Source organism: Streptomyces sp. NPDC054770 (genome assembly GCF_053611985.1).
Genome location: NZ_JBSHBL010000081.1, coordinates 30,313 through 43,410 on the forward strand (window position 1 = coordinate 30,313; position 13,098 = coordinate 43,410).

The following is a 13,098-nucleotide window of genomic DNA, read 5'->3' on the forward strand; positions in this document are numbered from 1 at the left end:
AGCGGGCGAACCGGTGAAGTTCGCCCGCTCTTCTTCTCGTGGCCGACGGCCGAGGCCCGCCGCCGGTCTTCGGGTCAGGCCTTGAGGGCCGCGCCCACCACCTTGTCGAAGTCGGCCACCGTCAGGAGCGGGGAGCCGCCGTTGAGCTGCTTGCCGTCCATGACGAAGCCGGGCGTGCCGGTCACGCCGTCCTTGTTGTCGTCGAACTGCTTCGACATGGCCATCGCCCAGGCGTCGTAGGTGCCCTTCTTGACGGCGTCCTGGAACTTCGTGTTGTCCTTCAGCGCGGGCACGGTCTGGGCGACCTTGATGAGGTAGCTGTCGTCCTTGAACTTGTCGACCGTCTCGTCCGGGTGCCACTTCGTCGAGTACAGCGCGGTCTTGTAGTCGAGGAAGGCCTGGTCGCTGACGTTCAGCGCCGCGCCCAGGGCGCTCAGCGCGTTCTTGGAGCCCTCGCCGTTGTCCTTGTTGTCGATGAACGTGGCGCCGACGTACTGGAACTTGAACTCGCCGTCGGAGATGTCCTTCTTGAAGGCGGCGCCGACAGTCTGCTCGAACTGGGCGCACACCGGGCAGCGCGGGTCCTCGTAGACCTTGAGGGTCTTCTTGGCGGTGGACTTGCCGATGACGACGGTGGTGCCGTCGGTGCCCGTCGTGTTGGCCGGGGCGACGACCTTCTCGTCCTTCACGGCCTCCCAGTGGCTGGGCTTGTTGGCCTGGACGACCGCGTAGCCTATGCCGCCCGCCGCGGCCAGCACGGCCACGACCGAGCAGGCCACGATGACCTGCCGCTTGACCTTGGCGCGCTTGGCCTGCTTCTCGCGCTCGATGCGCAGCCGCTCCCTGGCCGCGGTCTTGGCAGCCGCGCTGTTCCGCTTGCTCATGTTGGTGATCTCCATAGGGGACGCGCACATGTCGTACGCGGGATACGTGTGGGGAACCCGTCGTGCTCGGACGAGGGGGTTGCTCGGGAGAAGGCGCCCGGCCTCAGGCGAGGGCGAGCGCGCGGGAGCGCGGCGGTCCGCGCCGTCCCAGGGAGTGCACGCGGAGCAGGTCGCGGGCGGCGGCCGGGCGCGGCGCCGGGCGCGGCAGCCGTCGTACCGGAGCCGGCCGGACCGTGCCCGCGGCGACCGCGAGGAGCAGCGGGCGGAAGGTGGTGGCGGCGACGGCGCGCAGCAGCTGGGTCAGGGCGCGCTCGCCGCGGCGCAGCCAGGCGGCGGCCAGCAGGCCCACTCCGACGTGCGCGGCGAGCAGCAGCCAGGCGGCGGCCGGGTCGGCGTGCGCGAGGACCGCGGCGGCGCGGGAGCCGCCGGTCATCCGGGCCAGCGGGGTGCCGACCGTGCCGCCGCGGCAGAGCACGTCGAGGCCGACCGCGCGCAGCGGGCCGGCGACGGGGCCGCCCGCGCGGCCGTAGCAGGCATGCTGGCCGGTGGTGAAGACCGTGTCGGCGGCCAGCTCCAGCGGGATCAGCAGGGCCGCGATCCGGCCGAAGCCGCGCTCGCGGCCCGCCAGCGCGTATGCCGTGCCGAACACACCGCAGGCGACCGCGGTCACCGTCGTGAACGGCAGCGGGGCCCGGGACAGCAGCACGTGCGACGCGGTGCTGAGCGTCACGACGAAGGCCGTGAACAGCGCCGCGCGCACGGCTCTGAGCTGGGTCCCGGATATGTCCATAGCGGTGGAGAGTCTGTCACGTACTCATGTAGGGGACTCCTAAAAGGGCCCTGTGAATCCGCGAAGGTTAGCTGGTGGCGTTGCTTGAAAGCGTTGGGTTCATGCCGAGGGTGGAGCGTACCCCAAGGCCGGTCTGACCGGCAGGCTGGAGCGGGCGCTTCTTGTCGTGCGACGTTCTCGCCGGTGGTCGGCAGGGCGCTCCGCCGCAGCGCGCGGAGAAGTGTGAGGGCGGCCACCGGATGCCCGTGCATCGCGGCACGGGCATCCGGTCGGTCACTCGGTGTTGCTGAGACCTCGAACACCTTTTTTCACTTCGCGTGCAATTTCAATGGAATGTGATCTTCCGGTGCGAGCGGCGGTACACCATCAATACGGTGATCGGTATGCAGCTCCGCTACAACTACCGGGCCTACCCGGACGCCTCCCAGCGCCGTGCGCTGGCGAGTGCGTTCGGGTGTGCCCGTGTGGTGTGGAACGACTGCCTGCGTGACCGGAAGGAAGCGCACGTGGCGGGGCTGCCGTATGTGAAGTCGGCGGAGCTGTCCCGGCTTCGTATCACCCAGGCCAAGCGCACCAAGGAACGCGCCTGGCTCGCCGACGTGTCGGCAGTCGTGCTCCAACAGTCTCTGCGGGACCTGGATGCCGCCTACAAGAACTTCTTCGAATCAGTCAAGGGCAAGCGGCAGGGCGGCAAGGTCGGCCCCCCGCGCTACAAGTCGAAGAAGGACACCCGTCAGTCGATCCGCTTCAACACCAACGCCTTCTCCCTCCACGGGAACGGCACGGTGTACGTGGCCAAAGTCGGCAATCTCAAGGTCAAGTGGTCCCGCAGGCTTCCGGCCGCGCCCACGTCCTTGACCGTCACCAAGGACAGCTCCGGCCGGTACTTCCTCAGCTTCGTCGTCGACACCGAGCCGTCCATCCTCCCGGAGGTGGAGACGGAGTGCGGTATCGACCTCGGCCTGGCCGCTTTTGCTGTCCTGTCCGATGGGACGAAGATCGATAGTCCGCGCTTTCTGCGTCGGGCGGAGAAGAAGCTCAGGCGCCTCCAGCGGGAGCTGTCCCGCAAGATCAAGGGATCGAAGAACCGGGCCAAGGCTCGTATCAAGGTCGCACGCCAGCACGCCAAGGTCACCGACCGGCGCCGGGACTTTCACCACAAGGCATCCACGCAGATCATCCGCGATAACCAAGCGGTGTATGTGGAAGACCTCCTGGTGTCCGGCTTGGGGCGTACCCGGCTCGCCAAGTCGGTGCACGAAGCGGGATGGTCCTCGTTCGTAGGGATGCTGGAGTACAAGGCGGTCAGGCACGGCCGTACCTTCGTGAAGGTGGACCGTGCTTTCCCGTCCTCGCAGGTCTGTTCGGCTTGCGGATTTCGGGACGGTCCCAAGCCGCTGCACATCCGGGAGTGGACGTGCAGTGAGTGCCACACCGTGCACGACCGCGACCACAACGCAAGCAATAACGTCCTTGTCGAAGGACGTCGTATCGTCGCCGCCGGACGGGTGGAGACGTCAAACGCCTGTGGAGCGCCGGTAAGACGGGCACGCGTGCCCGCACAGCGCGGTGAAGCAGGAAGCCCCCGGAAGGGTCAGACGACCCAGGCCGGATTCCCTGGACCTTAGTCAGGGAGCATGTCAAAGCCCTGGAATGCGGCCGTTGCGGAACAGGTCGACGAAGACCTGGTGGTCGGCACGCGCGCGTGCGCCGTAGCGGTGCGCGAAGTCGGTGAGCAGGCCCGCGAAGCCGTCCTCGTCGGCGGCGATCGCCGCGTCGATGGCCCGCTCGGTGGAGAACGGCACCAGGGACTCGCCGGAGGTGTCGTCCGCCGCCGAGTGCATGGACGCCGTGGCCCGGCCGAGGTCGGCGACGACCGCCGCGATCTCCTCCGGGTCGTCGATGTCGCTCCAGTCCAGGTCCACCGCGTACGGCGACACCTCGGCGACCAGCTGCCCCGCGCCGTCCAGCTCGGTCCAGCCCAGCCACGGGTCGGCGTGCGCCTGGAGGGCGCGCTGCGAGATCACCGTGCGGTGGCCCTCGTGCTGGAAGTAGTCCCGGATCGCCGGATCTGTGACGTGCCGGGAGACGGCCGGGGTCTGGGCCTGCTTGATGTAGATCACCACATCGTTCTCCAGGGCGTCCGTGGCGCCCTCCAGGAGGATGTTGTACGACGGCAGGCCGGCCGAGCCGATACCGATGCCGCGGCGGCCCACGACGTCCTTCACGCGGTAGGAGTCCGGGTGGGACAGGGAGGACTCGGGGAGTGTCTCCAGGTAGCCGTCGAAGGCCGCCAGCACCTTGTAGCGGGTCGCCGCGTCCAGCTCGATGGAGCCCCCGCCGGAGGCGAACCGGCGCTCCCAGTCGCGGATCTCCGTCATCGAGTCCAGCAGCTCGAAACGGGTCAGCGAGCGGGCCGCGCGCAGCGCGCCGAGCAGCGGGCCCTCGGCGGTGTCCAGGGTGAACGGCGGCACCTCGTCGCTCTTCGCGCCCGTCGCCAGCGCGTGGATGCGCTCGCGGTACGCGCCCGCGTACTCCTCGACCAGGTCGGTGATCTGCTCGTCGCTCAGCGCCTTCGCGTACCCGATCAGCGCGATGGAGGCGGCGAAGCGCTTCAGGTCCCAGGTGAAGGGGCCGACGTAGGCCTCGTCGAAGTCGTTGACGTTGAAGACCAAGCGGCCGTTGGAGTCCATGTACGTGCCGAAGTTCTCCGCGTGCAGGTCGCCGTGGATCCACACCCGCGAGGTGCGCTCGTCCAGGTACGGACCGGTGTATATCCGCCCGCCGCCCAGTCCGGCATGCTCCGCGTCCAGGTCGTGGTAGAAGAGCGCGGCCGTGCCCCGGTAGAAGGCGAAGGCCGAGGCCGCCATCTTCCGGAACTTCACGCGGAACGCGGCCGGGTCGGCGGCCAGGAGCTCGCCGAAGGCGGTGTCGAAGACGGCGAGGATCTCCTCGCCGCGCTGCTCGCCGTTGAGCTGGGGGACCGGCATCGCTGGGTGCCTCCTGGTACGGGTGGTGCCTGACATGTGGCGCGGATCTCTCGCCGGGACCAACGTGCGAAGGTTCCCGGGAGTGCCCGCTTTCTCCGCATGAAGGTACGCGGGGGAGACCTCCGGGTGTCAGTGCCGAGGCATAGGATTCCGTCGTCCCACCAGACTGTCCGCAGCCGGTCGGAAGATCGTCGACGCCTGCCCACCCGTCGCCCGACCACCGCCCCTCGACGAGGCGCTTCGCGCCGCACCCGTTCCTTTGGAGGCCGAACCCGTGTCAAAGCCGCCCTTCACGCACCTGCACGTCCACACCCAGTACTCGCTGCTGGACGGTGCCGCGCGGCTCAAGGACATGTTCAACGCCTGCAACGAGATGGGCATGACGCACATCGCCATGTCCGACCACGGCAACCTGCACGGGGCGTACGACTTCTTCCATTCCGCGAAGAAGGCCGGGGTCACCCCGATCATCGGCATCGAGGCGTACGTCGCCCCGGAGTCGCGGCGCAACAAGCGCAAGATCCAGTGGGGCCAGCCGCACCAGAAGCGGGACGACGTGTCCGGTTCGGGTGGTTACACCCACAAGACGATCTGGGCGGCGAACTCGACGGGCCTGCACAACCTCTTCCGGCTCTCCTCGGACGCCTATGCCGAGGGCTGGCTGCAGAAGTGGCCGCGGATGGACAAGGAGACCATCTCCCAGTGGTCCGAGGGGCTCATCGCCTCCACCGGCTGCCCCTCCGGCGAGCTCCAGACCCGCCTCCGCCTCGGCCAGTACGACGAGGCACTGAAGGCGGCCGCCGACTACCAGGACATCTTCGGCAAGGATCGCTACTTCCTGGAGCTGATGGACCACGGCATCGACATCGAGCACCGGGTCCGCGACGGCCTCCTGGAGATCGGCAAGAAGCTCGGCATCCCCCCGCTGGTCACCAACGACTCGCACTACACGTACGCGCACGAGGCGACCGCCCACGACGCCCTGCTGTGCATCCAGACCGGCAAGAACCTCTCCGACCCGGACCGCTTCAAGTTCGACGGCACCGGCTACTACCTGAAGTCCACCGACGAGATGTACGCCATCGACTCCTCGGACGCCTGGCAGGAGGGCTGCGCCAACACCCTCCTGGTCGCCGAGCAGATCGACACCAGCGGCATGTTCGAGGCGAAGAACCTCATGCCGAAGTTCGACATCCCGGACGGCTACACCGAGGTCACCTGGTTCAAGGAGGAGGTCCGCCGGGGCATGGAGCGCCGCTTCCCCGGCGGCATCCCCGACGACCGCCAGAAGCAGGCGGACTACGAGATGGACGTCATCATCCAGATGGGGTTCCCGGGCTACTTCCTCGTGGTCGCCGACTTCATCATGTGGGCCAAGAACAACGGCATCGCGGTCGGCCCCGGCCGAGGCTCCGCGGCCGGCTCGATCGTCGCCTACGCGATGGGCATCACCGACCTCGACCCGATCCCGCACGGCCTGATCTTCGAGCGGTTCCTCAACCCCGAGCGCGTCTCCATGCCCGACGTCGACATCGACTTCGACGAGCGCCGGCGCGTCGAGGTGATCAGGTACGTGACCGAGAAGTACGGCGCCGACAAGGTCGCCATGATCGGCACCTACGGCAAGATCAAGGCCAAGAACGCCATCAAGGACTCCGCGCGCGTACTGGGCTACCCGTACGCCATGGGCGACCGCCTCACCAAGGCGATGCCCGCCGACGTCCTCGGCAAGGGCATCGACCTCGACGGCATCACCAACCCCTCGCACCCGCGGTACAACGAGGCGGGCGAGATCCGCGGGATGTACGAGAACGAGCCGGACGTCAAGAAGGTCATCGACACCGCGAAGGGCGTCGAGGGCCTGGTGCGGCAGATGGGCGTGCACGCCGCCGGCGTGATCATGTCCAGCGAGCCCATCGTCGACCACGCCCCGATCTGGGTGCGGCACACCGACGGCGTGACCATCACGCAGTGGGACTACCCGCAGTGCGAGTCGCTCGGCCTGCTGAAGATGGACTTCCTCGGCCTGCGCAACCTGACGATCATGGACGACGCCGTCAAGATGGTGAAGTCCAACAAGGGCATCGACCTCGACCTGCTTGCCCTGCCGCTCGACGACCCGAAGACCTTCGACCTCCTCCAGCGCGGCGACACCCTGGGCGTCTTCCAGTTCGACGGCGGGCCAATGCGCTCCCTGCTGCGCCTGATGAAGCCCGACAACTTCGAAGACATCTCCGCCGTCTCCGCGCTCTACCGTCCGGGCCCGATGGGCATGGACTCGCACACCAACTACGCGCTGCGCAAGAACAAGCTCCAGGAGATCACCCCGATCCACAAGGAGCTGGAGGAGCCCCTCGAAGAGGTGCTCGCGGTCACCTACGGCCTGATCGTCTACCAGGAGCAGGTGCAGAAGGCCGCGCAGATCATCGCCGGGTACTCGCTCGGCGAGGCCGACATCCTGCGCCGCGTGATGGGCAAGAAGAAGCCCGACGAACTGGCCAAGAACTTCGTCCTCTTCCAGAAGGGCGCCCGGGACAAGGGCTACAGCGACGAGGCCATCCAGGCCCTGTGGGACGTGCTGGTCCCGTTCGCCGGCTACGCCTTCAACAAGGCGCACTCCGCCGCGTACGGCCTGGTCTCGTACTGGACCGCCTACCTGAAGGCGAACTACCCCGCCGAGTACATGGCCGGGCTGCTCACCTCGGTCAAGGACGACAAGGACAAGTCGGCGATCTACCTCAACGAGTGCCGCCGCATGGGCATCAAGGTGCTCCCGCCGAACGTCAACGAGTCGGTGCACAACTTCGCCGCGCAGGGCGACGACGTGATCCTCTTCGGCCTCGAAGCCGTGCGCAACGTCGGCACCAACGTGGTCGAGTCGATCATCAGGAGCCGCAAGGCCAAGGGCAAGTACAACTCCTTCCCCGACTACCTCGACAAGGTCGAGGCGGTCGCGTGCAACAAGCGGACCACGGAGTCGCTGATCAAGGCGGGTGCCTTCGACGCCCTGGGGCACACCCGCAAGGGCCTGACCGCGCACTTCGACTCGATGATCGACAACGTGGTCGCGGTCAAGCGCAAGGAGGCCGAGGGCCAGTTCGACCTCTTCGGCGGGATGGGCGAGGAGGAGAGCAGCGAGCCGGGCTTCGGACTGGACGTCGAGTTCACCACCGACGAGTGGGACAAGACCTATCTGCTCGCCCAGGAGCGGGAGATGCTCGGTCTGTACGTCTCCGACCACCCGCTCTTCGGCCTGGAGCACGTGCTCTCCGACAAGGCCGACGCGGGCATCGCCCAGCTCACCGGCGGCGAGCACGCCGACGGGGCCGTGGTCACCATCGGCGGCATCATCTCCGGCCTCCAGCGCAAGATGACCAAGCAGGGCAACGCCTGGGCGATCGCCACCGTGGAGGACCTCGCGGGCTCCATCGAGTGCATGTTCTTCCCGGCGAGCTACCAGCTCATCTCGACCCAACTCATCGAGGACGCGGTGGTGTTCGTCAAGGGCCGCCTCGACAAGCGCGAGGACGTGCCCCGGCTGGTGGGGATGGAGCTGGCGGTCCCGGACCTCTCCAACGCCGGCACCAACGCGCCCGTGATCCTCACCATCCCGGCGACCCGGGTCACCCCGCCGATGGTCAGCCGCCTCGGCGAGATCCTCAGCCACCACAAGGGCGACAGCGAGGTCCGGATCAAGCTCCAGGGCCCGACCAAGACCACCGTGCTGCGCCTGGACCGGCACCGGGTGAAGCCGGACCCGGCGCTGTTCGGCGACCTGAAGGTGCTGCTCGGCCCGTCCTGCCTGGCCGGATAGGCCTTCGGCCGTACGCGCGTCGTGCGCGCGTTCGTACGTGCAGGAGGGGCGCACCCGCACCGGGTGCGCCCCTCCTGTGTGCTCGGGCTTCAACAGCCCGGTGGGACCTGGTCGGTCCGCTCAGCCGTCGGCTCAGTTGTGGCCGAAGCTCTTCTGCTTCTTGCGGGCCACATCCGCGGGGCTGCCCTGGATGTGCGACACCGGCGAGTCCTGGGACTCGTTCGACGTACGCTGCCCGTGCTCGTGGGTCTGCTCGGTCTGCGAGGTGCGGTTCTGGGAGCCACCCTTGCGATTCTTGTTCTTGGCCATGGTGATCTGCCTCCTGTGGGGGATCTAGGGGCCGAATTCAGATTCACATAGGCTGACAACAGACGCATTTCGGATAATTACCGTATGTGACAGGGCTTGTCGGAGAGCAAGGTCCCGAAACGCCACGCCGAAGATCGAGTTCGGGCCGTTAACCCCCGCGTGGTCGGGCAGACTCGAAGGAAGCCCCGAAAGCAAACCTCCCGGAAAGAGGGTGAGTCGCGTGGACCGCTGCATCGTCCTGGTGGACGCCGGGTATCTGCTGGGTGCCGCCGCCAGTCTCCTCGCCGGTGAGCCCTCCCGATCCCGGATCACCGTCGACCACGCCGCGCTGATCCAGGCGCTGCGCGACCGCGCGGAGTCCGACACCGAGCGTCCACTGCTGCGCATCTACTGGTTCGACGGCGCCCCCGACCGTGTCCCCCAGCCGGAACACCGTCGGCTGCGCGTGATGCCCCGGGTGACGGTCCGGCTCGGCGCGCTGACCCGCAGCGACGGGCGCTGGGCGCAGAAGGGCGTGGACGCGGCCATGCACGCCGAGCTGACCGAGCTGGCCCGCAACCGCGCCTGCTCCGACGTCGTCCTCGTGACCGGCGACGGGGACCTGCTGCCGGGCATGATGGCCGCCAAGGAGCACGGGGTCGCCGTACACCTGTGGGCGGTGCAGGCCGCCGACGGCGACTACAACCAGTCCGAGGACCTGGTCGCCGAGGCCGACGAGCGGCGGGTCCTGGACCGGGCCTGGATCACCCAGGCGGTACGGGCCAAGGAGCTGACCGCGGTCTGTGCGCCGCCGCCGGTGCCGCGGCCGGAGATCGCCGCGATCCTCTCGGCGCCGCTGCCCGAGTCGTCGCTGGCGCAGGCGGCGGAGGCGGGATCCGAGGACGCCGACCGCGCGCCCGCGGCGAGCGGGGCGGAGAACGGGGCGCCGGAGCGGATGCCGGCGCCGAAGGGCGTGCCGACGCCCAAGGATCTCGCCGCGCTGCGGGCACCGGGCGCGCCGGGCGCGCAGCCGGTCCAGCATCCGGCGACGGCCACCCTGCGGTGGTCCTCCGACAAGGGGTGGGTGGACCGGCCGGGGAGTGCGGCGGAGTCGGCGGAGGCGGCCTCCATGCCGACGCTGGCGCAGCTGACCACCGCGGAGCAGCGGTGGGCCGACCGGGAGGAGGACATCACGACCGTCGGCGGGGATCCGTACGAGGTCGGGCAGGTGTTCGCCAAGCGGTGGATGTCGCGGCTCGGGGACCAGAGCCATCTGCACCGGCTGTCGGGGATGTATCCGCGGATTCCGCACCGGATCGACGGGGAGCTGCTGCGGTACGCGGCGCGGTTCGGGTTGCTGGCGCACAAGGACGACCAGATCGACGAGCATGACCGGTACGCCATTCGGGCGGGGTTCTGGAGAGAGTTCGATGTTCCGGCGGGGGCCGGGGAGCATGCGTCGGCGGAGTGAGAGTGAGGGGAGCGCGGGGGTGCTTTCGAGTGCGGGCCGGTGGGGGCTGGTCGCGCCCACGCGGCAGAGCCGCAAAATTCGATGCAGCCCCGCGCCCCTTTCAGGGGCGCTGCCCTTACGGAGTCAAGAAGCTCGGCGCCCCAAAGGCGAGTAAACGGGGGCGACCACGTAGTCTCGTCCCTTGTGAGTACGGGCGTGGGTCGGGCACTTCGGCAGCAGGGTGATGTCGTGTGTGCCGTGCGTGGGCTGACCAAGACCTACGCCGCGGTCAAAGGGCGGCGTGGTGCCCCCGCCGTGCCCGAGGTGCGGGCCACCGACGGGGTCGCGCTCGATGTCCGGCGCGGGGAGATCTTCGGGCTGCTCGGGCCGAACGGGGCCGGCAAGTCGACGCTGGTACGGCAGCTCACCGGGCTGCTGCGGCCGGACGCGGGCAGCGTCGAGATCCTCGGGCACGACATCGTGCGGCACCCGGAGCGGGCCGCGCGGATCCTCGCCTACCTCGGACAGGAGTCCAGCGCCCTCGACGAGCTGACCGTGTCCCTCGCGGCCGAGACCACCGGGCGGCTGCGCGGACTGGACCTACGGCAGGCCCAGAGCGAGCGCGACGCCGTGCTGGACGAGCTGGGCCTGACGCCGATCGCCGGGCGGGCGCTCAAGAAGCTCTCCGGGGGACAGCGGCGGCTGGCCTGCTTCGCCGCCGCGCTGGTCGGGGAGCGGCCGCTGCTGGTGCTCGACGAGCCGACGACCGGCATGGACCCGGTGGCCCGGCGGGCCGTGTGGGCCGCCGTGGACCGGCGGCGGGCCGAGCAGGGTGCCACCGTGGTGCTGGTCACCCACAACGTCATCGAGGCCGAGACGGTCCTCGACCGGGTCGCCGTCCTCGACCAGGGGCGGGTCATCGCCTGCGACACCCCGGCCGGGCTCAAGGAACGGGTCGCCGGCGAGGTCCGGGTCGAGCTGGTGTGGCGGGAACGGGCGCCGCTGGACGTGCCCGAGGTGGCCGTCCTGCGGGAGCGTGCCGTCGAGGCCGGCCGGCGCTGGACGCTGCGGCTCGCGCCCGAGGAGGCGCGCGCCGCCGTCGCCACCGTGACCGGCGGGGCCGCGTTCGCCGCCCTGGACGACTTCACCCTCGCCACGCCCAGCCTGGAGGACGTCTACCTGGCGCTGGGCGGCGCCGCACGGCAGGGGCTGGTGAAGGCGTGAGGGTGAACAGGACGGCGGCCGGGCGCGTACGGAACGGCGCGGCAGCGGTACGGGCCGCAGGTGCCGCACGGAAGGGGAGCAGCGCGACGTGAGTGTCGTACCCGCTGAGGTTCTGCCGGGCGGTGCCCTGGCCGTGGAGGAGACGGTGCCGGGCGGCGCCCCGGTGGCCGAGCTGGGCCCGCGCGCGCGGCTGTGGCCGTCGCTGGCGGCCGTCTACCGGGCGCAGCTGTCCCGGGCCCGGGTGGCGCGGATCCCGCTGTTGTTCGTCGCGACCTTCCAGTCCGTCGGCATCATGATCATGATGCGCGGGGTGGTGGACTCGCGGGGCGAGGCCCAGTCCGTGGTGGCGGGCTCGTCGGTGGTCGTGGTGGCCTACGTGGCGCTGAACCTGCTCGCGCAGTACTTCGGGCAGCTGCGGGCGAGCGGCGGGCTCGACCACTACGCCACGCTGCCCGTGCCGCCTGCCTCGGTGGTGCTCGGGGCGGCCGCGGCGTACGCCTCCTTCACCGTGCCGGGGACGCTGGTGACGGCCGTCTTCGGATGCGTGCTGTTCGGGCTGCCGCTCGGGAACCTGTGGATCCTGGTCGCCGTGATCCCGCTCGCCGGGGCCGCCCTGGCGGGGCTCGGCGCGGCCTGCGGGCTGCTCGCGCCGCGGCCCGAACTCGCCACGCTGCTCGGGCAGCTGGGCATGTCCGCGGCGCTGCTGCTCGGGGTGCTGCCGCCGGACCGGATGCCGGGGATCATCCGGTTCGCGCGTGACCTGCTGCCCTCCACGTACGGCGTCGAGGCCTACGCCCGGACCTTCGGGGCGCGGCCGGACTGGGCCGTCGTCCTCGCTGACCTGGGCGTGTGTGCGGGGGTGGGGGTGGTCTCGCTGGCCGTCGCCACCTGGGCGTACCGCAGGGCCGCCGTCCGGTGACGCGCCCCACAGGGCGACCTGGCACGATGGCATCGTGACCGCACCGCTGACGCCGCCTCCGCCGCCGCACGACCAGTCCTCGCACCAGGCCTGGCAGGCGCCGCCGCCCGCCGGGGAGGCCGCGGGAGAGCCGGGAGAGTACGGACAGTACGGACAGGACGGTCCCGGGATGAAGACCGAACTGCGCGAGGGCGCCGTGATCGCCGTCGTGGTGGCGGTGAGCGGTGTGCTGCTCGGGCTGCTGTGGCTGTGGCTGGCGCCGCATGTGCCGCTGGTGGGGGACCGGTCCGACAACGGCTGGGCGGTCTACCTCAAGGACAGCGAGGGGGAGCAGGCGGCGGGGGTGGACGGAACGTTCACGCTGCTGGGGCTGGCGTTCGGAGTGGTGAGCGCGGTCGTGGTGTTTCTTTGGCGGCGGCGTGGGGGTGTGCCGCTGGTGGTGGCGCTCGGGGTCGGGGGGTTGCTGGCGTCGGTGCTGGCCTGGCGGCTGGGGGTGTGGCTGGGGCCGGAGCACGACGTGATCGCTCACGCGAAGGCCGTGGGGAAGGGGGTGACGTTCTCGGCGCCGCTGAAGCTCGGGGCGAAGGGGGCGTTGCTGGCGTGGTCGTTGTCGGCGTTGGTGGTGCATCTGGGGTTGACGGCGCTGTTCGGTCCGCGGGACCCGGAGCCGCCGTACGAGGACGGACCGTACGCGGCTCCACCGGCGTAGTCTCCCTCGCCCCCGCCGCCCCTACCCGTC

10 protein-coding genes are annotated in these 13,098 nt (G+C 69.8%); 6 read left to right on the plus strand and 4 right to left on the minus strand.

The window, feature by feature from the left end:
- Positions 1 to 74 precede the first annotated feature (74 nt).
- Both ACWGKQ_RS42665 and ACWGKQ_RS42670 read right to left on the minus strand, forming a co-directional pair.
- Complete coding sequence (locus ACWGKQ_RS42665; protein WP_453297428.1) at positions 75 to 884, minus strand: thioredoxin domain-containing protein; 810 nt, start codon at positions 882 to 884, stop codon at positions 75 to 77.
- Positions 885 to 987: 103 nt separating this feature from the next.
- Positions 988 to 1,674 (minus strand): hypothetical protein, encoded by a 687-nt coding sequence (locus ACWGKQ_RS42670; protein ID WP_453297429.1) that lies wholly within the window; start codon positions 1,672 to 1,674, stop codon positions 988 to 990.
- Positions 1,675 to 2,057: 383 nt separating this feature from the next.
- On the opposite strand from ACWGKQ_RS42670, the gene ACWGKQ_RS42675 reads away from it, so the two are divergent.
- Positions 2,058 to 3,302, plus strand: coding sequence for an RNA-guided endonuclease InsQ/TnpB family protein (locus ACWGKQ_RS42675; protein WP_453297430.1), 1,245 nt, complete (start codon positions 2,058 to 2,060; stop codon positions 3,300 to 3,302).
- A gap of 12 nt (positions 3,303 to 3,314) precedes the next feature.
- Here the strand turns inward: ACWGKQ_RS42675 and ACWGKQ_RS42680 are convergent, their stop codons facing one another.
- Positions 3,315 to 4,664, minus strand: coding sequence for a DUF2252 domain-containing protein (locus ACWGKQ_RS42680; RefSeq protein WP_453297431.1), 1,350 nt, complete (start codon positions 4,662 to 4,664; stop codon positions 3,315 to 3,317).
- A 274-nt stretch (positions 4,665 to 4,938) separates the two neighbouring features.
- Here ACWGKQ_RS42680 and dnaE point away from each other — a divergent pair, with 274 nt between their 5' ends.
- Positions 4,939 to 8,478 carry a DNA polymerase III subunit alpha gene (dnaE, locus tag ACWGKQ_RS42685; RefSeq protein ID WP_453297432.1) on the plus strand — a complete coding sequence of 1,180 codons (3,540 nt, stop codon included), beginning with the start codon at positions 4,939 to 4,941 and terminating at the stop codon, positions 8,476 to 8,478.
- Positions 8,479 to 8,610: 132 nt separating this feature from the next.
- Here dnaE and ACWGKQ_RS42690 read toward each other — a convergent pair whose 3' ends face one another.
- The gene (locus ACWGKQ_RS42690; RefSeq protein ID WP_453297433.1) at positions 8,611 to 8,787 is read right to left on the minus strand and encodes a hypothetical protein; all 177 of its coding nucleotides are present in this window, start codon (positions 8,785 to 8,787) and stop codon (positions 8,611 to 8,613) included.
- A 220-nt stretch (positions 8,788 to 9,007) separates the two neighbouring features.
- Between ACWGKQ_RS42690 and ACWGKQ_RS42695 the strand changes: the two genes are divergently transcribed.
- From ACWGKQ_RS42695 to ACWGKQ_RS42710, 4 genes are all read left to right on the plus strand, one after another.
- Complete coding sequence (locus ACWGKQ_RS42695) at positions 9,008 to 10,237, plus strand: NYN domain-containing protein (RefSeq protein ID WP_453297434.1); 1,230 nt, start codon at positions 9,008 to 9,010, stop codon at positions 10,235 to 10,237.
- 228 nt (positions 10,238 to 10,465) lie between these two features.
- Positions 10,466 to 11,440, plus strand: coding sequence for an ABC transporter ATP-binding protein (locus ACWGKQ_RS42700; protein WP_453297435.1), 975 nt, complete (start codon positions 10,466 to 10,468; stop codon positions 11,438 to 11,440).
- An 88-nt stretch (positions 11,441 to 11,528) separates the two neighbouring features.
- Positions 11,529 to 12,359 carry an ABC transporter permease gene (locus ACWGKQ_RS42705; protein ID WP_453297436.1) on the plus strand — a complete coding sequence of 277 codons (831 nt, stop codon included), beginning with the start codon at positions 11,529 to 11,531 and terminating at the stop codon, positions 12,357 to 12,359.
- 34 nt (positions 12,360 to 12,393) lie between these two features.
- Positions 12,394 to 13,068: an AAA family ATPase gene (locus ACWGKQ_RS42710; protein ID WP_453297437.1), complete on the plus strand. Its 675-nt coding sequence runs from the start codon at positions 12,394 to 12,396 to the stop codon at positions 13,066 to 13,068.
- Positions 13,069 to 13,098: the final 30 nt, after the last annotated feature.